General features: G+C 48.9%; 21 protein-coding genes. 16 read left to right on the top strand and 5 right to left on the bottom strand.

Annotated features, from left to right (window positions below):
• Nucleotides 1-107: 107 nt before the first annotated feature.
• Nucleotides 108-839 carry an alpha/beta hydrolase gene (locus AC0MA3_RS03100; RefSeq protein WP_474655128.1) on the bottom strand — a complete coding sequence of 244 codons (732 nt, stop codon included), beginning with the start codon at nucleotides 837-839 and terminating at the stop codon, nucleotides 108-110.
• A gap of 265 nt (nucleotides 840-1,104) precedes the next feature.
• Here AC0MA3_RS03100 and pdhA point away from each other — a divergent pair, with 265 nt between their 5' ends.
• The 9 genes from pdhA to AC0MA3_RS03055 all read left to right on the top strand — a co-directional run bounded on the left by pdhA (nucleotide 1,105) and on the right by AC0MA3_RS03055 (nucleotide 10,493).
• Nucleotides 1,105-2,172, top strand: a complete 1,068-nt coding sequence (gene pdhA, locus AC0MA3_RS03095; RefSeq protein ID WP_379151895.1) for a pyruvate dehydrogenase (acetyl-transferring) E1 component subunit alpha — start codon at nucleotides 1,105-1,107, stop codon at nucleotides 2,170-2,172.
• Nucleotides 2,173-2,187: 15 nt separating this feature from the next.
• Nucleotides 2,188-3,165 carry an alpha-ketoacid dehydrogenase subunit beta gene (locus AC0MA3_RS03090; protein ID WP_379151898.1) on the top strand — a complete coding sequence of 326 codons (978 nt, stop codon included), beginning with the start codon at nucleotides 2,188-2,190 and terminating at the stop codon, nucleotides 3,163-3,165.
• Between the two features lie 115 nt (nucleotides 3,166-3,280).
• Entirely contained in the window at nucleotides 3,281-4,942 is a 1,662-nt protein-coding gene (locus AC0MA3_RS03085; protein ID WP_379151901.1) for a 2-oxo acid dehydrogenase subunit E2, read from the top strand.
• A gap of 3 nt (nucleotides 4,943-4,945) precedes the next feature.
• Complete coding sequence (lpdA, locus tag AC0MA3_RS03080) at nucleotides 4,946-6,358, top strand: dihydrolipoyl dehydrogenase (protein WP_474655127.1); 1,413 nt, start codon at nucleotides 4,946-4,948, stop codon at nucleotides 6,356-6,358.
• Nucleotides 6,359-6,538: 180 nt separating this feature from the next.
• Complete coding sequence (locus tag AC0MA3_RS03075) at nucleotides 6,539-6,763, top strand: hypothetical protein (protein ID WP_474655126.1); 225 nt, start codon at nucleotides 6,539-6,541, stop codon at nucleotides 6,761-6,763.
• Complete coding sequence (locus AC0MA3_RS03070; protein ID WP_474655125.1) at nucleotides 6,739-7,284, top strand: class I SAM-dependent methyltransferase; 546 nt, start codon at nucleotides 6,739-6,741, stop codon at nucleotides 7,282-7,284. Before AC0MA3_RS03075 ends, AC0MA3_RS03070 begins: the two co-directional genes overlap by 25 nt.
• A 160-nt stretch (nucleotides 7,285-7,444) precedes the next feature.
• Complete coding sequence (gene thyA, locus AC0MA3_RS03065; RefSeq protein WP_474655124.1) at nucleotides 7,445-8,239, top strand: thymidylate synthase; 795 nt, start codon at nucleotides 7,445-7,447, stop codon at nucleotides 8,237-8,239.
• A gap of 40 nt (nucleotides 8,240-8,279) precedes the next feature.
• Nucleotides 8,280-8,771 (top strand): dihydrofolate reductase, encoded by a 492-nt coding sequence (locus AC0MA3_RS03060; protein WP_474655123.1) that lies wholly within the window; start codon nucleotides 8,280-8,282, stop codon nucleotides 8,769-8,771.
• A gap of 234 nt (nucleotides 8,772-9,005) precedes the next feature.
• On the top strand, nucleotides 9,006-10,493 hold the full coding sequence (locus AC0MA3_RS03055) for a glutamate synthase subunit beta (RefSeq protein WP_379151914.1): 1,488 nt from the start codon (nucleotides 9,006-9,008) through the stop codon (nucleotides 10,491-10,493).
• A 100-nt stretch (nucleotides 10,494-10,593) separates the two neighbouring features.
• Here AC0MA3_RS03055 and AC0MA3_RS03050 read toward each other — a convergent pair whose 3' ends face one another.
• Nucleotides 10,594-12,591, bottom strand: coding sequence for a methyl-accepting chemotaxis protein (locus tag AC0MA3_RS03050; RefSeq protein WP_474655122.1), 1,998 nt, complete (start codon nucleotides 12,589-12,591; stop codon nucleotides 10,594-10,596).
• Nucleotides 12,592-13,132: 541 nt separating this feature from the next.
• On the opposite strand from AC0MA3_RS03050, the gene AC0MA3_RS03045 reads away from it, so the two are divergent.
• On the top strand, nucleotides 13,133-14,845 hold the full coding sequence (locus AC0MA3_RS03045; protein WP_474655121.1) for a proline--tRNA ligase: 1,713 nt from the start codon (nucleotides 13,133-13,135) through the stop codon (nucleotides 14,843-14,845).
• A 101-nt stretch (nucleotides 14,846-14,946) separates the two neighbouring features.
• Nucleotides 14,947-17,244: a type IA DNA topoisomerase gene (locus AC0MA3_RS03040; protein WP_474655120.1), complete on the top strand. Its 2,298-nt coding sequence runs from the start codon at nucleotides 14,947-14,949 to the stop codon at nucleotides 17,242-17,244.
• Between the two features lie 121 nt (nucleotides 17,245-17,365).
• Here AC0MA3_RS03040 and AC0MA3_RS03035 read toward each other — a convergent pair whose 3' ends face one another.
• The 3 genes from AC0MA3_RS03035 to AC0MA3_RS03025 all read right to left on the bottom strand — a co-directional run bounded on the left by AC0MA3_RS03035 (nucleotide 17,366) and on the right by AC0MA3_RS03025 (nucleotide 20,062).
• Nucleotides 17,366-18,100, bottom strand: coding sequence for a DsbA family protein (locus tag AC0MA3_RS03035; protein ID WP_474655119.1), 735 nt, complete (start codon nucleotides 18,098-18,100; stop codon nucleotides 17,366-17,368).
• A gap of 97 nt (nucleotides 18,101-18,197) precedes the next feature.
• Nucleotides 18,198-18,950, bottom strand: coding sequence for an HAD family hydrolase (locus AC0MA3_RS03030; RefSeq protein ID WP_474655118.1), 753 nt, complete (start codon nucleotides 18,948-18,950; stop codon nucleotides 18,198-18,200).
• Nucleotides 18,951-19,144: 194 nt separating this feature from the next.
• Complete coding sequence (locus tag AC0MA3_RS03025) at nucleotides 19,145-20,062, bottom strand: ArsR/SmtB family transcription factor (protein ID WP_474655117.1); 918 nt, start codon at nucleotides 20,060-20,062, stop codon at nucleotides 19,145-19,147.
• A gap of 160 nt (nucleotides 20,063-20,222) precedes the next feature.
• On the opposite strand from AC0MA3_RS03025, the gene AC0MA3_RS03020 reads away from it, so the two are divergent.
• From AC0MA3_RS03020 to AC0MA3_RS03000, 5 genes are all read left to right on the top strand, one after another.
• Nucleotides 20,223-21,377: an MFS transporter gene (locus tag AC0MA3_RS03020; protein ID WP_474655172.1), complete on the top strand. Its 1,155-nt coding sequence runs from the start codon at nucleotides 20,223-20,225 to the stop codon at nucleotides 21,375-21,377.
• 95 nt (nucleotides 21,378-21,472) lie between these two features.
• Nucleotides 21,473-22,198, top strand: a complete 726-nt coding sequence (locus tag AC0MA3_RS03015) for a phosphonate ABC transporter ATP-binding protein (protein ID WP_379151936.1) — start codon at nucleotides 21,473-21,475, stop codon at nucleotides 22,196-22,198.
• Between the two features lie 36 nt (nucleotides 22,199-22,234).
• Nucleotides 22,235-23,524 carry a hypothetical protein gene (locus AC0MA3_RS03010; RefSeq protein WP_474655116.1) on the top strand — a complete coding sequence of 430 codons (1,290 nt, stop codon included), beginning with the start codon at nucleotides 22,235-22,237 and terminating at the stop codon, nucleotides 23,522-23,524.
• Nucleotides 23,517-24,215: a response regulator transcription factor gene (locus AC0MA3_RS03005; RefSeq protein ID WP_379151942.1), complete on the top strand. Its 699-nt coding sequence runs from the start codon at nucleotides 23,517-23,519 to the stop codon at nucleotides 24,213-24,215. The genes AC0MA3_RS03010 and AC0MA3_RS03005 overlap by 8 nt, the downstream gene beginning before the upstream one ends.
• Entirely contained in the window at nucleotides 24,212-25,639 is a 1,428-nt protein-coding gene (locus AC0MA3_RS03000) for a sensor histidine kinase (RefSeq protein WP_474655115.1), read from the top strand. The genes AC0MA3_RS03005 and AC0MA3_RS03000 overlap by 4 nt, the downstream gene beginning before the upstream one ends.
• Nucleotides 25,640-25,676: the final 37 nt, after the last annotated feature.

The raw sequence follows: 25,676 nt of genomic DNA, 5'->3' as shown, positions 1-25,676 counted from the left end.
AAAGAAAGGACAGGCACCGGTCTGCCTATCCTTTTGTGAAAGCGCCATCAAGGGCAAAAGATACATATGTTCTTAAGATGTTCACTTTTTTGTCTTTCAAACCTGTTTTATTGGTTAAAGAAATAGAGAAGCGATTCTGGAAGCTCTTTCTGCCAGAATCCCCAAAGATGGCGGCCGTCTTTTTCCCGGTAGGAAACGGTTGCTCCACGTGACTCCAGCAGAGACTTGGTATCCCGGTTCATCTGCACGAAATCATAGACGCCGGTATCGGTCTTATACTCGGTTTCCTGTAGCCCGACCACCATGTTGATATCGAGCCAGGATAGATCTTCTTCCTGTGCAAGGATTTCACGTGTCTGCGGATAGTAAGCACCGGAAAGACTCAATACGCGGCTGAACAAAGCGGGATAGGCCAGTGCGAGATGCAGCGAAACGCTGCCGCCCAGCGAATCACCGGCGACGATTCGTTCTTCCGGTGTGCGCCTAACCGGATAATTATGTTCAATAAAGGGTATAATTTCTTCGGCAAAGCATGAGAGGTACTGCTTAAACCGGTTGCCGAAAGGGGCGTATTCCTCTGTCCGGACGGCTACATTCACTTCTACTCCTACAATAATGAAGGGCTCAATCTCCTGCTCCAGGATCAGTTGTCCGGCAAGGGTCGCAATGCGGCCAAAATTGAAGAACTCTTCTCCATCCTGGCAGTAGACTACTGGATAGCTGAGCACCTCATTATAGCCTGGGGGGAGATAGATGCGCAGCTTGCGCTCTTCATTAAGATGCTCGCTCCATAAGGTTTGTTTCACAATTGTACGTTTCAGAAAAACAGGCTCACTCATAGCTGAATCGTCACCTTTCCTGTCGAATTTTGCATTAGTCTCTGGGTTGCGCTAAAATTACCCAAGCAGTGAATGTGTTAAATATCATTTACTTGCCGAATAATCGTCACTCTGTTATAGGATAATTTAGATCCTGTTATACATACAAAATTTATGAAAACATAAATTTTATGCGTATTTCTTTGACGAAACAGATAAAACAGGTGTATAATAATTCTATAACAGAGGACACTGATATTCAAATTTTTTTATTGAGGTGAAGATGATGACTAAAGTTCCTTACGAAGTGTATACAGAGGATGTGGAGGCCCTTTCGGTGCTTTCCCCCGATGGAGAAGTTATCAATAAGGATAAGATGCCTAAGCTGACCGATGATCAGCTGAAAGAAATCATGTACCGTATGGTATTTACCCGGACTTGGGATGACCGTGCAGTCAACCTTGGCCGTCAGGGCCGTCTTGGTTTCTATGCGCCGGTGTCCGGCCAGGAAGCTACCATGATCGGCAGTGAATTCGCCCTTCAGAAAGAAGATTTTGTATGCCCGGGTTACCGTGATATTCCACAGCTGGTGTGGCACGGACTTCCATTATACCAGGCTTTCCTATATTCTCGCGGACATCAGCATGGTGGACAGATTCCTGAGGGTGTAAACGTACTGATGCCACAGATCATCATCGGTGCACAAATTCTGCATGCCACTGGTATTGCAATGGGCTTCAAGCTCAAAAAACAGCAGAATGTAGCAATTACCTATACAGGTGACGGCGGATCTTCCGAAGGCGACTTCTACGAAGGTATGAACTTTGCCGGACGTTTCAAATTGCCGGTTATCTTCTTCGTACAGAATAACGGCTATGCAATCACCACTCCGTTTGCTAAACAAACGGCAGCCAAATCAATCGCCCACAAAGCGGTTGCTGCAGGTATTCCCGGCATCAAGATTGACGGCATGGACATCTTTGCAGTTATTTCTGCAGTACAGGACGCTGCTGAACGTGCCCGCAAAGGTGAAGGCGCAACGCTGATTGAAGCTGTAACTTACCGTTTCCGTCCGCACTCTCTGTCTGATGACGCCAGCAAATACCGTTCCAAGGAAGAAGAAGGCCAGTGGAATGAGAAGGATCCGATTGCCCGTCTTGCCAAGTACTTGGAGAAGAAGGGACTCTGGACCGAAGAAGACACGCTGCGTGTGAGAGAAGAAGCGAAGGCTACTGTGAACGAACAGATCAAGAAAGCTGAGCAAACCGAAAAAATGACCGTTCCCGGCTTGATCGACAGTATGTTTGAGGTAACTCCGAAACATCTGGAAGAACAAAAAGCCGATTTTGAATAAGGGGGATATCAGGCAATGGCACAAATGAATATGAAAGAAGCAATCCGTGACGCAATGCGCGTTGAACTGAACCGTGACCCGGGCGTTTTGATCTTCGGGGAAGATGTTGGTAATGTAGGGGGCGTTTTCCGTGTAACGGAAGGCCTTCAGAAGGAATTTGGCGAGGATCGCGTATTTGATACTCCACTGGCTGAATCCGCAATTGGCGGTTTGGCATTTGGTCTGGGCGTGCAAGGTTTTCGTCCAATCGCGGAGATCCAGTTCGTCGGTTTTATCTTTGAAGCACTTGATCAAATCGTCGTTCAGGCAGCACGCCTGCGCTGGCGTTCCGGGGGCAGATTTAATGCTCCTGTCGTATTCCGCACTCCATTTGGCGGCGGCGTAAAAGCAGCCGAACTTCATACAGACTCACTGGAAGGTCTTATTGCCCAGAGCCCTGGGATTAAAGTTGTTATTCCTTCCAACCCATACGATGCTAAGGGATTGTTAATCGCCTCAATCCGTGATAATGACCCTGTCTTCTTCATGGAGCACTTGAATCTCTATCACGCATTCCGTGCCGAAGTGCCGGAAGGTGAGTACACCGTGGAGCTGGGCAAAGCTAATGTTGTCCGTGAAGGCTCTGACGTCTCGATCATTACTTACGGTCTGATGGTACATACAGCTACCAAAGCGGCCGATCAGCTTGAGAAAGACGGCATCAAAGCCGAAATTATCGATCTGCGTACGGTCAGCCCGATTGACATCGACACTATTGTTGCTTCTGTGAAGAAAACAAACCGCGCAATTGTGGTTCAGGAAGCTCAGAAGAGCTCCGGTGTTGCAGCAGAGGTAATCGCACAAATCAATGAAAAGGCTATTCTTCATCTGGAAGCTCCTGTGCTTCGCGTTGCAGGTCCTGATACCATCTATCCGTTCGCGCAAATCGAGGATTCTTGGATTCCAACCCCTGCACGTGTAATCGCTGCTGTTAAGAAAGTAATGGAATTCTAAAAATACATCTACCTGCCGTCCTTATATAAGGGCGGCCACCCGTTTCTGCATGATCTATATACAAATTAGCAGTTTTAGAAGTCATGCTCCATATAACTTTTAGGAGGTAATCAAGGTGGCAAAATTTGAGTACCGGTTCCCAGAGCTGGGCGAAGGTTTGCATGAAGGTGAAATTATCAAAATGCATATCAAAGCCGGCGATAAAGTGACCGATGACGATATCGTAATGGAAGTACAGAATGACAAGGCGGTAGTTGAAGTGCCTTGTCCAGTTAACGGCACAGTGCTTGAAGTCTTCACTAAAGATGGCCAAGTCTGCCATGTAGGTGAAGTTGTAGCAATTATTGATGCAGAAGGTGATGTGCCTGAACAGGAAGGCGGTCATGCCGAAGCGCAATCGACTCAAGAAGCGGATGCTGCCAAAGGGGGAGCAGATACAACTTCTTCTCCGGCAGCTACCAGCCCTGCAACTGGCGGAGCTTCCAACTTTGAGTACAAGTTCCCGGAACTGGGTGAAGGTCTTCACGAAGGCGAAATTATTAAAATGCATATCAAAGTCGGTGACAAAATCACAGACGATGATATTATCATGGAAGTTCAAAATGATAAAGCTGTCGTGGAAGTTCCTTCCCCTGTCAATGGTACTGTCCTTGAAGTGTTTACTAAAGACGGCCAGGTCTGCCGTGTAGGTGAAGTAGTGGCAATTATTGCTGCAGAAGGCGATGTTCCTCATCAGGAAGGCGGTCATACCGAAGCTTCAGCTGCACAGGCAACTCCTGCTGCAGCACCGGTTGCAGCAGCTGCTCCAGCTCCTAACCGGGATGTTCTGGCTACACCAAGTGTCCGCAAGTCTGCCCGTGAGCAAGGCGTTGATCTCGCAAAGGTGAATGGCACCGGCAAGAACGGCAAAATCACCCATGAAGATGTGGAAGCCTTCCTGAAAGGCGGATCCGCAGCACCTGCGGCAGCACCAGCAGCGGCGGCACCGGCTGCAGCTTCAACTACAACTGCTCCAGCCGCAGCACCAGCAGCTAAGACTTCAGCTGCTCCAGCCGCAGCTTCCGGCAATGTTAGTCTCGAAGAAGAACGTGTACCGTTCAAGGGTATCCGCAAAGCCATTGCCAATGCTATGGTTAAATCGGCATACACCGCTCCGCATGTTACTATCATGGACGAAGTCGATGTTACCGAGCTGGTAGCCTTCCGTGCCCGTATGAAACCTGTTGCCGAGAAGAAAGGCGTGAAGGTTACTTACCTTCCGTTTATCGTCAAAGCCCTTGTGGCAGCATCCCGTCAATTCCCTGCGCTTAACGCTATGATTGACGAATCAACCAATGAAATTGTCTACAAGAAATACTACAACATCGGTATCGCAACGGACACAGACAATGGTCTGATCGTGCCGGTAATCAAGGATGCAGACCGTAAGAGCATCTGGATGATTGCGAGTGCCATTACCGATCTGGCTGTACGCGGCCGTGACGGCAAACTGGCTCCGAACGAAATGAAAGGCAGCACTATTTCCATCAGTAACATCGGCTCCGCTGGCGGTATGTTCTTCACTCCGATCATCAACTTCCCTGAAGTGGCGATCTTGGGTACCGGACGTATTACCGAGAAACCGGTCGTTAAGAACGGTGAAATTGTTGCAGCTCCTGTAATGGCCCTGTCCCTGAGCTTTGACCACCGCATCATCGATGGTGCAACAGCACAGAACTTTATGAATTACATTAAGACCCTGCTTGCAAATCCTGATATGTTAGTTATGGAGGTGTAATAAATGGTAGTCGGAGACGCTTCAATCGAAATCGACACATTGGTTATTGGTGCAGGTCCCGGCGGGTATGTGGCGGCAATTCGTGCCGCCCAGCTCGGCCAAAAGGTCCTGATCGTGGATAAATCGGAACTCGGCGGCGTATGTTTGAACCGCGGATGTATTCCATCCAAAGCATTGATCTCGGCAGCACATCAATTCGAAGCTGCACAGCATGGTGAAGTTTTCGGAGTTACCACTGAGAATGTCAAAGTAGACTGGTCTAAGACACAGGAATTCAAAAACGGTGTCGTTAAAAGAATGACCACAGGTGTAACCAGCCTGATGAAAGGCAACAAAATCGAGGTATTCAGCGGTGAAGCCATGTTCATCAGCACGAACGAAGCCCGTTTGTTCAACGAGCATGAGTCCCCGCGCTACAAGTTCAACAACTGCATTATTGCAACGGGTTCGCGCCCGATTGAACTGAAGCCGTTCCCGTTCGGCGGACGCATTCTGTCTTCGACAGAAGCGCTTGATCTTCCGGAAATTCCTAAGAGCATGATCGTAATCGGCGGCGGATACATTGGAGCAGAGCTTGGCCAAATGTACTCCAAATTCGGTACCAAGGTAACAATCATTGAAGGTCTGGACACTGTTCTGCCTGGTTTTGATAAGGATATGACTCGTCTGGTTGCCAAGAATATGGCTAAGACAGGTATCGAGATCGTAACCAATGCCAAAGCTGAAAGTGCAGTTCAGAACGACAAGGAAGTTACCGTGAAATACTCCGTAGGCGGAGAGTCCAAAGAAGTAACTGCAGATTATCTGCTGGTAACTGTTGGACGTCGTCCAAACACCGATGGCGAACTGGGACTGGATCTGATTGGCGTTGAGCTTGACGAACGCGGACTGATTAAGGTCGACCACCAGGGCCGTACGAATATCCCTAACATCTATGCTATCGGCGATATCGTTCCAGGCCTGGCACTGGCACACAAAGCTTCCTACGAAGGCAAGATCGCCGCTGAGGCCATCTCCGGTCACAAATCGGTTGTGGACTACAAAGTCATTCCAGCAGTTGTGTTCACTGATCCTGAATGCTCCAGCGTAGGTCTGACTGAGAAAGAAGCTAAAGACAAAGGCTTCAAAGTAAAAGCCGGCAAATTCCCGTTCGCAGGTAATGGCCGTGCGGTTTCCTTGAATGCTCCGGAAGGCTTTATCAAGATTGTTGCTAACAGCGAGAATAACCTTGTACTCGGCGCACAAATCGTTGGTATTGAAGCCTCCAACCTGATTGCAGAACTGGGACTTGCGATTGAAATGGGCGCAACGCTCGAAGATATCGCACTTACCATCCACGCGCACCCAACCCTCGGCGAAATCGTTATGGAAGCCGCTGAACTGGTTGAAGGACACCCGATTCACGTTGTGAAATAATAACTTAACATTGCTTTGCAAGCATACCCATAAGGATGTCTTCAAAAGCCTGAAATAGGGCTGATGAGACATCCTTATTTTGTTTCTGGGTATACCTTGGAGTGGATTGTGATAAAATTTAGGAAAAGCTTCATACATGGTTGTGAGCGGTTTGCAACCTATGAAGAGGAGGACGTTATCGTGAATACCATGTCGTATGAGAAAGCCCGGCAGTATGCAAAATATCGGCTGCCATATTCCATTGAAGCCGCCAAGTTTGTCATTGGGGAGGCAGGAGTAAGCGGAGGTGCAGTTGCAGATATCGGAGCAGGCACAGGGCTGCTCACACAGCATTTTGCCGGTCGGTTGCACAGGTATATGCAGTGGAGCCTGAGGATGAAATGCGGCGGCTGGCCAGGGAATTGATCGGCGGGCATGAGACTAACGTAGAGTACATAGCTGGTACGGCGGAGAAGACCTTTTTACCGGATCACTCGGTGGATTTGATTGTTGCAGCCAACAGCTACCACCGCTTCCAGCCGGAAGCAGCCCTTAAAGAATTCGAAAGAATCCTGAGGCCGGGCGGCTGGCTGGCGGTCTTTTCCTATGCTGATGAATTTAATTTCCTTCGGGATAATATGAATGTTGGCAGAACCATAGAAGAATATTCTAAAAGGCTAAAGGAGACCAGGCATAGCCGGCCGCTGCAGTATTTCTATGGCAGTACTGAGCCGATTAAATATTTGTTTCCGCAGGAGCTGCATGAGCGTTGGGAGGAATATTGGGGTGCTGCAGCCTCAGGGATGGAAGCGCCGGATAAACATGAGGAATGGTTCCGTGATTTCCATACGGCGCATATGGAGCGTTTTGAGGGCCTGCAGAAGGACGGTGAGATTACTGTGAAATACAGCACTGAAGTCTGGCTGGGCCAACCGGATTATCGTTAATGAGTTTAACCTCCCACTATTTACATGTAGAGGAAAAACTATGTCCCATAGCAGTTCATGCGGTATGGAAAACAGCATTTTTCCTTCTTAACAAGTTACAAGGATGGTAAGGTCATGGTAAACTGATAGAAGAAAAATTGTGGAGAGGGGTGCTGGTTAATTGCGTAAATATTTGGAGTTACTTCAGGATATATTGGATCACGGCGCCTCCAAAAGCGACCGGACAGGAACGGGCACAATATCTGTGTTTGGCCGTCAGCTCCGGTTCGATCTGGCAGAAGGATTTCCGCTGGTGACGACCAAGCGTATCCATCTGAAGTCGGTAGTGCATGAGCTGCTGTGGTTTCTGAAGGGGGATACCAATACTTCCTATTTGAAAGAGCATGGAGTCTCTATCTGGGATGAATGGGCTGACGAGAATGGTGAGCTTGGACCCGTATACGGTTCTCAGTGGCGTGCTTGGGAGACTGCAGATGGACGCCATATTGATCAGATATCCGCGGTTATCGAATCGATTAAGAATAACCCTGATTCCCGCCGTCATATTGTCAGTGCTTGGAATGTGGGGGAGATTGAGCAGATGAAGCTGCCACCTTGCCATTTTGTGTTTCAGTTCTTCGTGGCGAACGGTAAGCTGTCTTGTATGCTCACTATGCGTTCTGTGGATACCTTCCTGGGCCTGCCGTTCAACATTGCCAGTTATGCGCTGCTAACACATATGGTTGCCCAGCAGACAGGGCTTGAGGTTGGGGAGTTCATCTGGTCCGGGGGCGATGTGCACATTTATACAAATCATCTGGAACAGGTAGCCACCCAGCTGGCCAGAGAGCCATTTCCACTTCCGAAGCTGGTGATCAAAAGAAAACCGGATAGTATTTTTGATTATACGTTCGAAGATTTCGAATTTACTGATTACGTCTATCATCCGGGGATCAAAGCACCTGTAGCTATATAATACCTGAACAGGAAACATAGTAAGAGTAGGGGGGATCCATGTGAGCATTAGCATGATTTGGGCCATGGCCGCTAACCATGTGATCGGCAAGGATAATGATATGCCTTGGCATCTGCCGCGGGACTTTGATTATTTCAAGTCACAGACGCTTGGAAAGAGAATGCTGATGGGACGCAAAACCTGGGATTCCCTTGGCGGCAAGCCGTTAAAAGGCAGAACTAGCATTGTTCTCACACGGGACCGCAGCTTTGCTCCTGAAGGGGCTGAGGTTGTGCATTCACTGCAGGAAGCTGTAGCTGAAGGACAAAAGGACGATGAGTTAATGGTTATTGGTGGTGCAGAAATATACAAGATGATGCTTCCCTTTGCCGACAAGCTAATGGTAACCCGGATTGAACAGGAGATGGAAGGGGATACGGAATTTCCGGAAGTGGACTGGAGCCAGTGGAGAGAGATCTCCAGTATTCAGGGAATTCGGGATGAAAAAAATCCGTATGATTACCGATTCTTTGTTTATGAGCGTTCGGTTTGATGAAAAAGCGTTTTCTCTGACACAATATGTGAAATAGTACAAATAATCAGCAGATTAGTCCATTACAGTGCGAAAGTATTGGATGCTACTATAATTATTAAAATTACAAATGCTAAAGGTTAAAGTATTATAGAATGTGCAGGTACTTCATTGCGCTGAAAACATAGGGATGACGCAATATGTTACAATGTACTATACATCAACACCAAGAGATCGGATGGGGGAATCGTAAATATGTCTACACCTACTGGATTTATGGAGTATAAGCGCCAGCTCCCAGGTGATCGTGATCCTGAGCAGCGCGTAAAGGACTGGGAAGAGTTCCATCATCATTTATCCGAGGACGAGCTTCGGACACAGGGCGCACGTTGTATGGATTGCGGAACTCCTTATTGCCATACGGGCATTGATATGAGCGGCGGGACATCAGGATGTCCGGTTCACAATCTTATACCAGAATGGAACAACCTGGTGTACCGTGGATTATGGAAGGAAGCGCTGGAGCGGCTGCACAAGACGAATAATTTTCCCGAATTCACCGGAAGTATTTGCCCTGCTCCTTGCGAAGGCTCCTGTACTGTCGGACTGATCGGACAACCGGTTACCATCAAGACCATTGAGCTGGCGATTATTGATAAAGGCTTTGAGGAAGGCTGGGTTGTGCCGAATCCGCCAGAGAAGCGCACAGGCAAAACCGTTGCCATCGTAGGCTCAGGACCAGCTGGTCTCGCCGCTGCGGCGCAGCTGAACAAAGCCGGGCATACGGTTACAGTGTTTGAGCGCAGTGACCGTATTGGAGGATTACTGACCTACGGCATTCCAACAATGAAACTCGACAAACGAGTGGTTCAGCGCCGCGTGGATCTGCTTGCTGCTGAAGGTGTGAAATTTGTGGTTAGCACTGAGATCGGCAAGGATATTCCTGCACAGCAGCTGGTTGATGAATTTGACGCAGTCGTATTGTGCGGCGGTGCAACCAAAGCCCGCCGTTTCAATGTCGAAGGCAGTGAACTCAAGGGTGTTATGTATGCGATGGATTATCTGAACGGAACGATCAAGAGCTACCTGAATTCCAATCTGGAAGATGGAAACTTTGTATCTGCTGAAGGCAAAGATGTAATCGTGCTTGGGGGCGGTGACACCGGTTCTGACTGTGTAGCTACATCCTTGCGTCATGGCTGCAGCAGCATCACCCAGTTCGGCACGCATGACAAAGCTCCGCTAGAACGTGATCCGATCGCTAATCCTTGGCCCCAGTTCCCGAATGTCTATACTCTGGATTATGCCCAGCAGGAAGCCAAAGCATTATTCGGTGATGATCCGCGAGAATTCTCCATCATGACAACCAAATTCGTTGGTGACGAGGATGGAAATCTGAAGGAGCTGCATACTGTTCAAATCCGCCGGATGGTGGATGAGACCGGCCGCAAGATCTATCAGCCCGTTCCAGGAACAGAAGCTGTATACCCGGCACAGCTCGCACTGATTGCTATTGGATTCGACGGACCGGAGCAGGATATCATCGAGGAACTGAAGCTGGACACGGATCGCCGCAGCAATGTGAAGGCCCGTTATGGCAAGTTCAACACAAATGTGGATAAGGTGTTCGCTGCCGGGGATATGCGGCGTGGACAAAGCCTTGTGGTATGGGCAATCAATGAAGGGCGCGAAGCCGCTCGTGAAGTAGATAAATATTTAATGGGCTCGACTGTCCTGGTGTAAGCCGGGCAACACAGCCGAACAAAAGCCGTCTCTTCCGCATCATGCGGGAGGGACGGCTTTTTAAATGTTTATTCTTATATTTCCTTCAACGGACGGAAGTCTACGCCTCTAACTTGAACCGTTCGACCTTCTGCTGAAGGTCGGTTGCCATCTTGGACAGCTCCGTGGAGGAGGCGGCGATCTCATCCATGGAGGCCAGCTGTTGCTCCGTAGCCGCTGTAACATTCTGAAAAGCATCGGATGTTGAACGTGCAATATTGGAGATTTCCTGCACAGAGGCTGCAACCTCTTCCGCACCGGCAGACATCTGTTCAGTGATGGCAGAAATATCATGAATTTGTCCATTGATTTTGGCTGTTGACTGTTCAATGCTGAGGAATGCTTCTTTTGCTTCAGCGGTGACTTTAATGCCAAGCTCAACATCAGCAGCGACGGTGTGATGGATGGCTTCGTAAGTAAGGTCAATAAGCTCGGTCATCTGCTCAATGGTTTCCTGGATGTTACCCGCGGTAACTTTGGACTGGTCTGCCAGCTTCCGTACTTCTGAAGCCACTACTGCGAATCCACGGCCGTGTTCGCCTGCCCGGGCTGCTTCAATGCCAGCGTTCAGCGAGAGCAGATTGGTCTGGACGGCTATCGTTGAGATGGCGCTGCTCATTGCTGAAACTTGACTGTTCAATCCGTTGAGCTGTCCGATCAGTTCAGAGGATTGATGGGTAGAATGACGAATGGCATCCATTTGTATGGTCATCTGTTCGATTGTGCGGCTGCCTGTGGATACGTCGGCTTCAGTGTCGGCCGAGGAATCCACAATGGAAGCTGCAGCCTCAGCTATTTTTTGAATGCCTGAAGACATTTCTTCCATGGCCCGGGCAGTTTCAGCCATTGCTGCGGTTTGCGTCTCGGCACCGGTAGATGAATCCTGTACTAGTTCAGCAACATAACTGGTTGCTTTGGAATTCTCTTCGGTAGTGGCGGTTAGCTGCTGGCTGGACGAGGCGAGCAGGCCCGAAGTATCAGAGATATCGACAACGATACTACGGAGTGAGTCAACCATTAGATTATAGTTCTGGGCCAGCTGTCCGATCTCATCGGAACGGTTAATCTGGATCTGTTCATTCAGATAACCCTCACTTACCCGGCGTGCAGAGCGGTTAAGGCTGAGAATTGGGCGGGTAATGGCCCGGATAATGAAATACATCATGCTCAAAGCGACAAGCAGTGCGGCTCCCAGAACCATGAGTCCATTGTATAAAATGGGCATCGAAGCGTCGGAGAATTCCTGAGTGGAGAGCACACCGACAATTTTGAACCCGGTTGTTTTGTCAGTAGTATAGTATCCATGCATCTGTAGTCCTGTATCCGGACTAGTGTACGATAAAAGGCCGCTGTCTTTGTCTAGCAGCTGGATAATGTCAGGAGCTACGTCTTCGCCAGCTGCTTTGACGGGATGGGAAACAAATTTATGATTGCCGTCGACTATGTATATATAGCCGTTTTTGCCTAGCTTGATCTGGTTAACCATTTCGCTCAAATGTTTAAGGTTAAGAGAACTCGTAACTGCACCGTTGCCATCTTTAAGTGATTCAGAGATATATAGGTTGTAATTCCCTGTGGTAGCGGATATAAATGGATTAATAATTGTAATCTTACCGGTATTCTTCATCGCAGCCTTGTACCAATCTCTGGTTCGCGGGTCATAATCCTTTTTGCCGCCGTTAGGAGACTTCATCCAGGCACCATTGTTATTGCCGAGAATAAGAATTTCAAGCTCAGGATGCTCTTTCATGAATAAATCCATCAGCGCGCGGGCCTCAGGTTTTTGGATATCGATATCACTGGAGATGAATTGCTGGCTGAGCTGTTGCACATTGCGTGCAGCGGCATTTACAGTTTCATTAATGGTTCCTTGCAGGATTTCTACACTATCCCGGGTGGAATCTTGTATTTTAAGTTCCAATTGCTTCTTGGAACTCGAATACGAAAAGTAGCTTACAAGCAGAATAGGGATGACTAACATTAGGGTGAACATTAACATGAGACGTTTCTGCAATGATCTGGATGATAATTTTTGAATAAGCTGTTGGATCGGTTTCATATTGGTGGCTCCTTCGTGGATACGCAAAATGATCTGGGGATCTCTGCGTTACCGTTCTTTGACTAACTCTAATGTATTTCGGTTGTTTGGCACATTTATTTCATATCTAACGCAATATATGAGAAATATTTAATATACACTTTTCATTCTTTGGTGTTTCCAGCTCTGTGTTACTGGTGAAAAGCTTTAGAGCTGAATAAACTGACTTGACGTTGTTGGTAAAATCAGATAGATTAAAAGCATTCTTCATATCGAAAAGCATTGACCGAGGATCTATGTTTCCAGGATCGTTAGAACAGAGAAGGGATTCACCGGCTGAAAGGTCCCTCAAAGAACGAGCGAAGCATATCCTGCCTTGGTAGCTGCAGCATCTTATGCTGCCGGCATCGGCCGTTATCCGCATTGAGGATTGTCAGGTGTATGCACCTGCGGTTGAATTAGGGTGGTATCACGACACATTCGTCCCTGACGGATGTGTCTTTTTTGCGTTGATCTTAAGGAAAATGAAATTCACTTATACACATAAGAGAGGCTGATTAGTATGCGCCAGAGCAATTTGTTAGCTACAACCCTTCGTGAAGCACCGGCGGAAGCAGAGACCATCAACCACCAGCTGCTGCTGCGTGCAGGATACATCCGCCAGCTGGCGGCTGGAATTTATACTTATCTCCCTCTGGGACGACGGGTATTACGTAAGATTGAGAATATCGTGAGGGAGGAAATGGACGCTGCCGGTGTGCAGGAAATACTGATGTCTTCCATGCAGCCCGCCGAGCTCTGGAAAGAATCGGAACGTTATGAGGTGTATGGTAAGGAACTGATGAAGCTGAGGGACAGGCACGAACGTGAATTTGTACTGGGACCGACACATGAAGAGGTAATTACATCTCTGATACGGGGGGAGATCAGTTCGTACCGGAGGCTTCCGGTCACGCTCTATCAGATCCAGACCAAATTCCGCGATGAGCGCCGTCCCCGTGCGGGATTAATGCGTGGTCGGGAATTTCTGATGAAAGATGCGTACTCTTTTGATACAGACTGGGATGGGCTGGATGTCACATATGCAAAGATGTATAAAGCGTATCAGCGGATTTTTGAGCGTTGCGGACTTACTTTCAAGGCCGTGCAAGCAGATGCCGGGGCTATCGGTGGCGAAGGTGAAACTCATGAATTCATGGCTTTGTCAGATATAGGCGAGGATACGATTGCTGTATGCTCTTCCTGTGATTATTCCGCTAATCTGGAGCAGGCCGAAGTATATTCAGGAGATGGGGAGGTTCACCGTAAGATTGACATTCTTCCTGCAGCGGTAAAATTTCATACTCCTGGGATTCGCACCATTGATCAACTGGAACAGGAACTTCAGATTGCCCCCGATCAAGTAATTAAGACGCTTATTTATCAAGGCGGGGGTAAAATCTTTGCCGTGCTCGTTCGCGGGGATCATGAGGTGAATGAGATTAAGGTAAGGAATTATATAGGAGCTAGCGAGATTGCACTAGCCGATGTTGAAACGGTTCAAGCGGCTGCAGGAGTAGAGAATGGGTATGTTGGGCCGGTAGAACTTCCGTTAACCGTGCTGGCCGACTGCGCAGTAGCTGTAATGACATTTGGGATTACTGGAGCCGGAGAAAAGGACTACCACCTAAGTGGAGTAGTGCCTGGCCGGGATTTCGATCTTACACATGTTGGGGATTTCCGCACAGCTAAGGAAGGGGAACGCTGCCCTGTTTGCGGCACTGGCGTCATTCATCTACAGCAGGGGATAGAGATTGGGCATATCTTCAAGCTGGGGACAAAATACAGTGAGAAGCTGGGGGCATCATTCCTGGATGCAACCGGCAGAAGTAAACCTGTGATTATGGGCTGCTACGGTATCGGAATCTCGCGTCTGCTGGCTGCGGTGGCTGAACAGCATAACGACGAGCAGGGGCTGATCTGGCCCGTGGCGCTGGCGCCTTATAAGGTACACATCCTACAGTTATCTGTTAAAGACGAGGTGCAGAGGGCTGTTGCAGAAGTGCTGTATGAACAGCTTACACAGCTTGGTATTGAGACCTTGCTGGATGACCGGGATGAACGGGCGGGTGTGAAATTTAAAGACTCCAGTCTAATAGGCATACCAGTAGCCATTGTTATCGGCAAGGCAGCGGGAGAGCACAAAGTGGAGTACATCGACCGGAGATCGAACAGTAAAGAGCTGATGGACATTACAGAAGCGGTATCCCGTATCGTTCCCTGGCAGATCGGATAACCAGACAAAGTTTCCTGGAATACGTTAAAAAGCGGCAGACTTAATGGTATAATAGACTACTGGACGTATTTTGGAAGAATGAGGCTAAGGAGCGAATCTTTTTGAAGACACTTATTATTGCGGAGAAACCGGATATGGGGCGGAATATCGCCGCCGCAATAGAACCGAAGGCCAAAAACTACCGTTCTTATCTGGAAGGTGAGCAGTATATCATTACTTGGGCTATCGGTCATCTGATCGGCCTGGCCGAACCGGAAGCGTATGACTCAAAGTACAAAAAGTGGAATATCAATGACCTGCCGATTATCCCGGAGGAGTTCAAGCTGGTGCCGAATGCGCGTACTCTGGATCAGCTGAAGGTGATTGGGGAGCTGGCGAAGCGCAGCAATCTGCTGGTGAATTCCTGCGATGCCGGGCGCGAGGGGCAGCATATCTTTTCACTGATTCAGCGGCATTTGAAACTGGCACAGCCCGTGAAGCGTCTATGGATCTCTGATCTGACCCCGGAAACGATCCGCAAAGGCTTTCAGGAGCTGAAGGACGGATCGGAATACGAAAACCTGACTAAGGCTGCGAAGGCGCGCAGTGAAGCGGACTGGCTGATTGGAATGAACGGCTCGCGTGCTTTTACCACTAAACATAATGTACTGCTGTCGGTAGGCCGGGTACAGACCCCTGTGCTTGCGTTGATTTATGACCGGCAAAAGACGATTGAAGCTTTTGCCTCGCTGAAATTTTTTGAAGTCGAAGGGCATTTTGCCCAGCATGAGATGAATTACAAAGGTATGTGGCAGGGTGAACGGATGACGGATGGAGCCAAGGCGGAAGCACTTGCCGCCAAGGTGAAAGGCAAACCGGCACGGATTGCCTCCTACGAGGTGAAAGAAACAAAGGAATATCCGAACAAACTGTATGACTTGACGCTGTTGCAGCGGGAAGCTAACGGTAAATATGCATTTTCCGCCAAAAAGACGCTTGATCTCGCCCAGGCGCTCTACGAAAAGCATAAGGTGATCTCTTATCCGCGTACGAATTCCAACTATGTGACCGAGCAGAATATTCCGGAAATGCATAAGACGCTGTCTGCGCTCCAGGGAACGGCCTATGACGAATGGGTCAAAGGTGCGAACCGGAATCTGGTGCATAAGGGCAACAAATTCATCTGTAACCCGTCCAAGGTAGAGGATCACCATGCCATTCTGCCAACGAACCGCAAGGCTTCCGGATTAAGTGCCGATGAAGCCAAGCTCTATGATCTGATTGTCCGCCGATTTCTCTCGCAGTTCTATCCGGCCGCGGAGTATAAGGTGCATACGGTAATCACTGAGGTGGAAGGTGAAAACTTCAAGACAACAGTCAAAGAGCTGCTGAGTCTGGGCTGGAAGGTCATCTACGGGGATCAGAAGAAGGACAAGTCCAAACCGGCTAAAGGCAAAGGCAAGGAGGACGAGGAGGAGGAGGAAATCGAGGTAAGTGAGCCATTCTCGATAGATCCCAATGCTGAGGTTCATTGCAGTGATGCCATTGTGAAAGAGAAGGATACCCAGCCGCCCAAGCACTATACCGAAGGAACGCTGCTCAAAGCGATGGAAAGTGCGGGCAAGCAGATTGAAGATGAAGAGCTCCGCGATGCAATGAAAGATTCAGGGCTTGGCACACCAGCTACCCGGGCAGCAACCATCGAACGGCTGAAAAATGTAGGGTATGTGGAAATGCAGGGTAAAAAAATTGCCATTACCCAAAAAGGCCGTACCGCGATTGAATTGATCCGTGGAGCGGGTGTTGAACTGCTGACTTCCCCGGAAATGACGGGTCAGTGGGAGCGCCGACTGAATGAAATTGCCCGGGGAACCGCTGCGGACAGTCAATTCATGGCGAATGTGAAGCGCTTTGCTTCCATGATCGTGGATAAGGTCCGTGTGCAGTCCCGGGCGGACAGAACCTCCTTCGAAGGGGAGACGCCTTCACTTGGCGGTGGAACCAAAAGCCGTAGCACTGCAGGCTCCCGGACAACAGCCAACAAGGCATCAACACCAAGGAAACGTAGTGGGGAAGAGGGAAGTGCAACTGCAGCAGTGAAGTCTTCCCGCAGCAAGCAGACTGTAGCAGATAGCAGTACGGATAACGGTCCCATGGTCATCGGATCTTGCCCGCGCCCGGGCTGCGGCGGTATGATTTTTATGGGCCGCAAAGGCTACGGCTGCTCCCATTACAAGGAAGGCTGCAAGTTCGTAATCTGGAAAGAAACCTATGGACGGTCGCTTACGGATTCTCAGGTGAAGGCGCTGATCGAGAAGGGACATACCGGCAAGCTTAAGCTCACAGCGGAGGACGGCTCATCGCTGGAGGGCAAGCTGGTTCTAAAGAACAATGATACAGGCCAGCTCGGAGTAGAGTAAGCTCATCAACTGCCGACCACCCGAAGCTCGCTTGTCTCATTTATAAGCAATACAAAAGAGGATGCGCTCCAGTTGCCAGGGTCCCTGGCCGGATCGCATCCTCTTCTAGTTATTTATGAAATTATTGGGCAGAGGACAGGGCAGAATCAATAGCGGCAGTCAGCCCCTCGTATGAGGAGTCTGGCAGCAGCTCTCCATTAACCATAAACTTCGGCGTACCGTTCACACCATAAGAGCCGGCGATTTTGAAGTCTTCTTTTACATCGTACATATAAGTCTGGTTCTTGAGATCCTGCTCGAACTCGCTATAGTTAATGCCTTCGATGTTCTTTTTGACGAAGCCTAGAATGAATTTTTGGGTAGCCCATATTTTGCTCTCATCACCCTGGTTCGCGTATAGCTTATGCACATACTCCCAGAACATCTCATTGCTCTGCTTGTAGATGGCTTCACCGGCACTGGCGGCAAGATAGGAGTCACGGTCGAGAAAAGCAAAATTCATGAAAAAGAACTGTACTTTGCCGGTATCCACATATTCCTTGATGAACGTATCCAGATAAGCGGCGGTCCACTTTTTACAGGCAGGACATTTGAAATCAGCGAATTCGATGACCTTCACTGTGGCTTTTTCGCTTCCCAGATGCGGCTGCTTTTCGTATTTGAGCCCGTCCACAACGATGGTTCCTTTGACATCTGTGTAGTTCGGGAGTTTGTCGAGTTCGGCTGTTTCGTCTACTTCGCCTCTTGTAGTGACAAAGACAAGAACACCGATCAGCAGAATGACAACGATCCCAAGCAGCATGGGCAATAATCGTCTGGTAGTCGCTGTGTTGTCAGGGTTTGTTCTTTTATTCATTATTAACCTCCTGCGTGGGATGAAAATCTACTCAAACAGTATAATCATCCTGCTGCAGGCTGCATATGTCATTTGTAACAAGGGCTCTCCCGGGACTTCAGCCGTGGCTCTTATACTGTACTGCAGACCGGATAACCGGAGGCACTTCACTAATGGAGGAGATTGTAAGAACGGACTGCTGCATCTCGCGCTGCAGCTCAATGAGATTGTACAGCCATTCATTCTGTTGCTTCAGATAGATGCTGTTGATACCCGCTGTAATAGCCGGAAGCACATCCGTACGCAGGGAGTTGCCGATCATCCACGTGTTTTTGCGGTCAAAACTGTGGGTACTCAGGATATTTTCGAGCGACTCGATATTTTTATGCTGGCGAATGTAGATCCGGTCGTCAAAATAAGCATCGAGTTTCATTTGCTCAATTTTGCGCTGCTGAATGGTATCATCGCCTCCGGTGTAGAGGTAGAGAGAATGACCGTCTTGCTTCAATGTGTCCAGGGTTTCTACCATTCCCGGGTAAGCCTCGACCTCCTGATCATACACGCTCATTCCAAGTTTCATGAGCTGCTGTTCATGATAAGGGTCAGCGGGACGGCTATATTTGATGCAAAAGAAACGGTAGGTTGCAATGAGGGATTTCGGAAAATTATCGCTGGCGAGGCCGCTTGTGCTTACGGTTTGCACATCAATTTCTACCTGCTTGCTGCGGAATTCAGCGGTAGTCGCACCGTATTCACCGAACCACTCTGACATCAGCTCGAAATATTGCCCCAGAATGAGGTCGAAGTATTTGTTGCAATGCACCAGGGTATCATCAAGATCAAAAATCACTTGCTGTGTCAAATATTTCATAACGTTCACTCCTAAAAGTTTTGAGAGCAGTTGCTCCTTGTTCGGCTTCGTTCAAAACTCACTTCGGAAGCATAGTCTAAGTTTTGAGAGCAGTTGCTCCTTGATCGGCTTCGTTCAAAACTCACTTCGGAAGCATAGTCTAAGTTTGAGAGCAGTTGCTCCTTATCTGTATCTCTTCCTGTACTGTATACCTATTATAATCGGATATAAGACTCCAGAAACATCTGAAGCTCCGAAGCGCCGTCCGGCCTAATACTGTATCGTTCCGTACCTTCACCCCGAAGGTGCACTCGCAGCAAGCCTGCCACACGCAGAATGAGCAGGTGATGCATCAGCATTTCCCGGGATTGGCTAAGTTCGGACTGCATTTCCCATAAAGACTTAGGCTCGTGGGCAATGAAGCGCAACATTCGAAGCCGGGTCGGGTCCGAGAGGGCTTTGGTCAAGCGGAGCAGTACAGTTGGCGGCTCATCTTCACTGTCCAGAGGTACATCGACAGGATACTGTACCAGCATCATTGTTTTGTAGAAGCAATAGGTATTGATCGGCCGGTTATGGATGGTGGGCAGCAGCACGATGGTTTCCAGCTCTGGGATGTCCTCCATAACCATTCCGCCGGAAGCATATTCAATCAGCGCCACGATATCCATTTTACTCTCCAGCATTTTTTTCTCGGCGGCGTCTTCGATCATCAGCGGCAGAATCTTTTGCTCCGTATGGCGGAAATACTGCTCGTACCATAGACGCAGGAGCGGGGTGTACCCATATTTTATCCTTGCACATTCTTCAAGATTGAATTCCTGGAAAAAAGGCGATGTGCGCTCGAAGCATTCTTCCAGCGTGCAGGCTTCAAGATCGTCGAGGAATTGCGTCACCTTGGAAGCCGGGCCTCTGCTGTATGCCCATGCGTATAGAACATCATAATCCTCAAAAGGCCACTCTGCGGCCTGACGCAAAGCGGAAATTTGCAGTGGGGCTATGCGGCTGTCTACATCACGGATCCAGTCAGGTCCGATATCAAGATTGGAAATCCATTTTCTAGTTACATATAACATAAAACTGTCCAGCAGTTCGTATACCGGCGAGACATCAATTTCTAATTTATAGTTCATGAAGCTTGCACCCCCAGGAAATCGGTCACTTCTATTATTATCTCTTGTTTTGAAGAAGGTTGTCCACTATAATGTTCCGTGTTTGCCAGGGCGGTGTCACTACCACAATCATAGAATTACATAGGAGGATTCATCTGTGTCAGACGTTCATTCAATATCTGTGAATCAGAGCAGCAAGCTCAATTACATCATTCTGATTACTGTTATCATTGCGGCTGGACTCAGCCAAGGCTTGTTGCTGCCGGTTTTATCCATTCTGCTGGAGCAAAAAGGGGTTTCATCCTCACTCAACGGATTGAACGCCGCTGCACTATACGTAGGTTCCTTCGCCATGACATTGGTAGCGGAACGGATTCTCAGCGCCATCGGATTCAAAAAGCTGATCGCAGCAGGCGTCAGTCTGGTCCTGGTGTCCCTCATTTGTTTTCCGCTGCTGCCAGGTGTCAAGGCATGGTTTTTGCTGCGTCTGCTGGTGGGCATCGGAGATTCGGCGATCAATTATGCTGCCCAGCTCTGGGTGCTGTTAATGACGCCTGCTGCACACCGTGGACGAAATCTATCCCTTTATGGTATGTCTTACGGCCTGGGGTTCAGTCTGGGGCCGCTTGGCATAAGTCTGCTCCGTTTCGGGCAGGCGGCACCCTTTGCAGCGATTGCGCTCTTATTCCTGTGCGTACTAATCCTGGTGGCGCTGAAGCTTCCGGACTCTCATCCGGACAAAGTAGAGCACGGTGAAGGACAGACCCGGCGGTTCGCCCGTAGCTACAGTCTGGCGTGGTATGCGCTGATCCCTGCTCTTTTATACGGATATATGGAAGCCAGCCTGAACAGTAACTTTCCTGTCTACGGATTACGAATCGGCTTCAGTACCAATCAGATTGCAGCGCTTCTTCCCTTTGCGGGGATTGGCGGATTGTTGCTTCAAATGCCTTTAGGCATATGGAGTGACCGTCACGGGCGGAAAAAGATACTGATTTTCTCAGGTGTGGGAGGGGGCTTGGCGTTCGCGCTATTGCCGCTTACAGGAGACCATTTTCTGTGGACACTGGCTGTGTTTATGATAGCAGGCGGACTTGTAGGCTCTTTTTTCTCACTCGGACTCAGCTATGCTGCTGATATCCTCCCGCGCAATTTACTGCCTGCCGCTAATGTAGTCTCTTCTTTTCATTATAGCTTCGGCAGTATTATTGGTCCGGGTATTGGCGGTTTGCTGCTGCAATTTGGCTGGGGCGGAGGCGTTTTTGTGCTCCTGGGTGCTTTATATATGGTGTTCGGCCTGACGGGGTTATTATTCTCGCCACGGAAGCCGATTTGAGGTAAGATAAGAACGAGTGCTCGCATGGAATTTGATCCCGCTTTCAGAGTACACTATAGAGTAGAGTAGAGATGAAGACAGGGAGAGGCTGAACTATGATTACAGTTGAACATTTGGCCAAAGCAGTAGGGGATGACAAGGTTCCGGTACTGCAGGATATTGGCTTTCAATTAGAAGCAGGTGAATTTGTGGTTCTGCTGGGAGCCAGCGGAAGCGGCAAATCAACACTTCTGCGGTGCCTGGCGCTAAAGGAGAAATGGGACAGGGGAAACTTCAGGGTAGATGGAACGGATATTAAGAAAAGCCCCTTCGCCGGCAAACGCAAAATCAGCCGTGAGTGGGCTTATCTGGAACAGAATGCTGAGCTTAATCCGAACCGCACGGCTCTTAAGAATGTATTGATTGGACAGTCCTCACAGACACCGCTGTGGCGGATGGTTACAGGTATGGTGCGTTCAGATGATTATATGGGTGCAATGGACGAGCTGGATTTATTGGGCTTGCTCGACAAGGCGAAGATGAAGACCAGCCAGCTTAGCGGCGGGGAACGTCAGCGTGTGGCGATTGCCCGGGCACTGGTACATGGTGCAAAGGTTATTCTGGCAGATGAGCCGGTGACCGGTCTGGATCCCAAAACAGCGGAGAATGTGCTGGAGACGCTACGCAAGCTGTGCAAGGAAACAGGACTTACCGTGATAACAGTAATCCCGATTGAGCTGGCGGAGCGGTATGCTACACGACTCTGGGTTCTGGAAGATGGAAGAATTAAATATGATGTCAAGGGCCGCCGACTAACCTCTCAGGAGCGTGCCCATTTATAGCGGAATGAACCACGTAACCGGGAAAGAGTGATGAAGTTGAGTAGGCATATTATAAAGCGTCTGGCGGCGTTATCACTGTCACTGTCTTTATCTGTGATGTCAGGCTGCACTTTCATCAGTGATCCTGTTTCGCGGATGAAGGCACCGCAGCTGTCGGCTGACAAGGCGTCCTTGATGACAGCGATTAATTCGCTGAAGCCTGCCGGTTCCACGCTGATTCGTCCGGCGAATGACGATGATAGTTCTATTTTTACGGACGATCTCGACAAGGACGGTATCATGGAGACGCTGGTGTTCTATCTGACCAAGAACGAAACGGTACAGATTCACGGGATGATATTGGAGAAGCAGGATGAGGGCTGGGTGAAAGAGCTTGTGTTTGACGGAGATGGGATGGAGCTCGACTCTGTCGACATTCTGGATGTAACCGGCGACGGCAAATTGGATATCATAGCAGGATATTCGCGCGGTGAAGAAAAGGGCATGGTGGTATACCGTTATGGGGGCGGAGCTCTGGAGGAAGTACTGACACAGCCCTATACCAAATACTTACTGGATGATCTGAACGAAGATGGGATTGAAGACATCACGGTTGTGAATTTTAAGCGCAATGAATTTGCCACGATTACTACCTATCAGTACAGCGACGGATTCAAGGTTCTGGATGAGCTCGATGATCTGGACCCATATTTCAATAGTTATTACAATATTGTCTCAGGTAAAGTAGCTGAGCATAAAGAAGGTATTATTCTGGATGCGGCAGTGGATTCCCGCTCTGCATACTCAACCATGGTTGTTATGGAGAACAACAAGCTGCGGGTGGTCGTTCCGGGAGACGCACGCACGTTCAAGGAACGAAAGATTGTCAGTGAAGACATCAATGGTGACGGCATTTTGGAGATCGGCCTTCTTGAGCCGCCTAAGGGCTGGGAGTATTTCGACCCGCAGACCATCCCTTATTTTAATTCCTATTATAAATGGGATGGGAAGAACGGCCTTACGTTCTCCGACCAGCTGTATCAGGACCCTTCGGACCGCTTCACCATCAACATTTTACCGAAATGGTATGGGAAGGTGACGGTTGACACCAAGTCTGTTCAGGATAAATTTCTAAGATTTATTCTGCTGGATACCGGAGAGACGGTCGCTGAGGTTTCTTTCTTTACTCCTGCGGAATGGGAACGGGAGAAAAACGGCGGCTGGGAGCTGTTAGGAAGCGATCTGGACAAAATTATTGTTTACCGGGGAGAATTGGAACAGAGTACAAGCGGAGGAGACAACAATACAATCACCTCGCCTATTGAAAGGAAGGGAATCGATGAGTAAGGTATTAATCCTGGAGGATGAAGAATCCATCCGGAGTTTTATCGTGATCAATCTGAAGCGTAACGGGTTTGAGGTGCTGGAGGCAGCAGATGGTAACGAGGCGCTGCATAAGCTGACAACTGTGCCGGATATTGATATTGCCTTGCTGGATGTCATGGTGCCAGGCATCGACGGCTTTGAGGTGTGCAGAAGGATCAGGGAAACCAATGAGCGGCTTGGGATTATTTTTTTGACGGCTAAGGTGCAGGAACAGGATAAAGTCTATGCCCTCTCGGTAGGTGCGGATGACCATGTCAGCAAACCGTTTAGTCCCACAGAGCTGATTGCCCGTATCCAGTCGCTGCTGCGCCGGGTTAATGTCCACCGTGAGCAATCCGCCAAGGTCTCCTTTCATTCCGGGCCGTTTACACTTGATCTGATCTCCAAGCAGTTCAAGCGCAGTGGAGAGGCCATCGAGCTGACACCGACGGAGTTTTCACTGGTTCAGTATTTTCTGGAGATGGAGAATACCCCGCTCAGCCGGGATTCGCTGCTCGATCATGTCTGGGGCAAGGAATATATGGGGGATCCCAAGATTGTTGATGTGAACATTCGCCGTCTGCGCCAGAAGATTGAGAATAATCCTTCTGAGCCGGAATATCTTCAGACCGTGTGGGGCCACGGTTATAAGTGGAAAGGCCAAGGACAATGATCAAGAAGGGGATGCGCAGACAGATTGTATTGCACTATATCTTTGTCGTCTTTGTGGCGCTTCTCCTCGTTGAGGTTATATTCCTGCTGGCCATCCGGACCTATTACTATGACAGTGTATACAGTAAAATCACCCTGCATATCGGGATGGCGGAGGATTTCCAGAAATATGAGATTTCCGGAGAGCATTCGCCTAACCAGCTGCAAAAGCTGCTTGATTTCTTTCAGATGGACTATACCGAGCTGCAGGTGCTGACACTGGATGGGAATATGCTGATCAGCTCCACTGGATTTCAGCCTGACCGCACGATTACGACGAGTGATGTGCCGGAGGCAGTGGGTGGAAGCTTCGGCCGCTGGGTTGGACGCCAGCCCGGAACGAACGAGAGTGTAATGGCGGTGTCCAAGATGGTGCATATTAACGGCCGCGAAACCTATGTGATCCGTTATGTTACCTCTATGGAGAGAATTGACAGTGATCTGCTGAACCTAACGCTGGTATCCATTGGAATTGGTGTGGCGGTTATGGCAATCGTGGTTTTGTTCAGCTTCGGTCTGGCAAATTCGATTGTGAAGCCGCTGAAGAATATTACTGCGGTCTCAGCCCAGATGGCCAAAGGAAAGTTCACGACGCGGATCAAAGGCGATTACAAATATGAAATTGGCGATTTGGCCTCAACACTGAATTATATGGCGGATGAAATTATCCGCAGCAATCAGATTAAGGATGATTTCATCTCCTCCATTTCGCATGAGCTGCGAACCCCGCTTACAAGCATTAAGGGCTGGAGCGAAACGCTTATTTCAGGTGGATATGATCCCGAGGAAACCAAGCTGGGCATGGGCATCATCTCCAAAGAAAGTGACCGGTTGATCGGGCTAGTGGAAGAGATTCTAGATTTCTCCAAGCTGCAGCAGAATGAGATGAAGCTGTCCATGGGCCGTGTAGATATCAAAGTGCTGCTTCAGGAGACGATTTTGAATATTTGGGCCAAAGCAGAAAAGAAACGGATTCATCTGTTGCTGGAATGTGAAGAGACATTTTATATTAGAGCGGATGCTAACCGGTTGAAGCAGGTATTCTTGAACTTGGTGGATAACGCTGTGAAGTTTTCTCCCGAAGATTCGAGCATAGTTTTGTCTGCACACCGTCTGAGCTCCAGTGAACTGGCAGTTGTGGTTCGTGACAGCGGTATAGGGATCAGTGAGGCACATCTTGGCAGAGTACGTGACCGGTTCTTCCAGGTAGATGCATTGAATGGCGGTACAGGTCTGGGCCTTGCCATTTCGCAGCAAATTGTGGAGCTTCATGGCGGCAAGCTGGAAATGGACAGTGAACTTGGCAAGGGAACGCAGGTAACTGTAATTTTGCCAATGACGGAAGATCAGCCTTCCACGGTTTCTCCAGCCATTGAACTGCTATGAAATAAATAGGGTAATAACAAAAGGGATGCGGCAACTG

Source organism: Paenibacillus sp. LS-5 (genome assembly GCF_056121505.1).
The sequence above is the reverse complement of the archived record's forward strand: the minus strand, read 5'-3'. Positions and strand labels throughout refer to the sequence as shown.

Bases quoted from the DNA above. Each gene is read 5' to 3' on its own strand.
- AC0MA3_RS03100 (WP_474655128.1), bottom strand. From the start codon at position 839: ATGAGTGAGCCTGTTTTTCTGAAACGTACAATTGTGAAACAAACCTTA.
- pdhA (WP_379151895.1), top strand. From the start codon at position 1,105: ATGACTAAAGTTCCTTACGAAGTGTATACAGAGGATGTGGAGGCCCTT.
- AC0MA3_RS03090 (WP_379151898.1), top strand. From the start codon at position 2,188: ATGGCACAAATGAATATGAAAGAAGCAATCCGTGACGCAATGCGCGTT.
- lpdA (WP_474655127.1), top strand. From the start codon at position 4,946: ATGGTAGTCGGAGACGCTTCAATCGAAATCGACACATTGGTTATTGGT.
- AC0MA3_RS03070 (WP_474655125.1), top strand. From the start codon at position 6,739: ATGCGGCGGCTGGCCAGGGAATTGATCGGCGGGCATGAGACTAACGTA.
- AC0MA3_RS03055 (WP_379151914.1), top strand. From the start codon at position 9,006: ATGTCTACACCTACTGGATTTATGGAGTATAAGCGCCAGCTCCCAGGT.
- AC0MA3_RS03050 (WP_474655122.1), bottom strand. From the start codon at position 12,591: ATGAAACCGATCCAACAGCTTATTCAAAAATTATCATCCAGATCATTG.
- AC0MA3_RS03045 (WP_474655121.1), top strand. From the start codon at position 13,133: ATGCGCCAGAGCAATTTGTTAGCTACAACCCTTCGTGAAGCACCGGCG.
- AC0MA3_RS03035 (WP_474655119.1), bottom strand. From the start codon at position 18,100: ATGAATAAAAGAACAAACCCTGACAACACAGCGACTACCAGACGATTA.
- AC0MA3_RS03030 (WP_474655118.1), bottom strand. From the start codon at position 18,950: ATGAAATATTTGACACAGCAAGTGATTTTTGATCTTGATGATACCCTG.
- AC0MA3_RS03025 (WP_474655117.1), bottom strand. From the start codon at position 20,062: ATGAACTATAAATTAGAAATTGATGTCTCGCCGGTATACGAACTGCTG.
- AC0MA3_RS03015 (WP_379151936.1), top strand. From the start codon at position 21,473: ATGATTACAGTTGAACATTTGGCCAAAGCAGTAGGGGATGACAAGGTT.
- AC0MA3_RS03005 (WP_379151942.1), top strand. From the start codon at position 23,517: ATGAGTAAGGTATTAATCCTGGAGGATGAAGAATCCATCCGGAGTTTT.
- AC0MA3_RS03000 (WP_474655115.1), top strand. From the start codon at position 24,212: ATGATCAAGAAGGGGATGCGCAGACAGATTGTATTGCACTATATCTTT.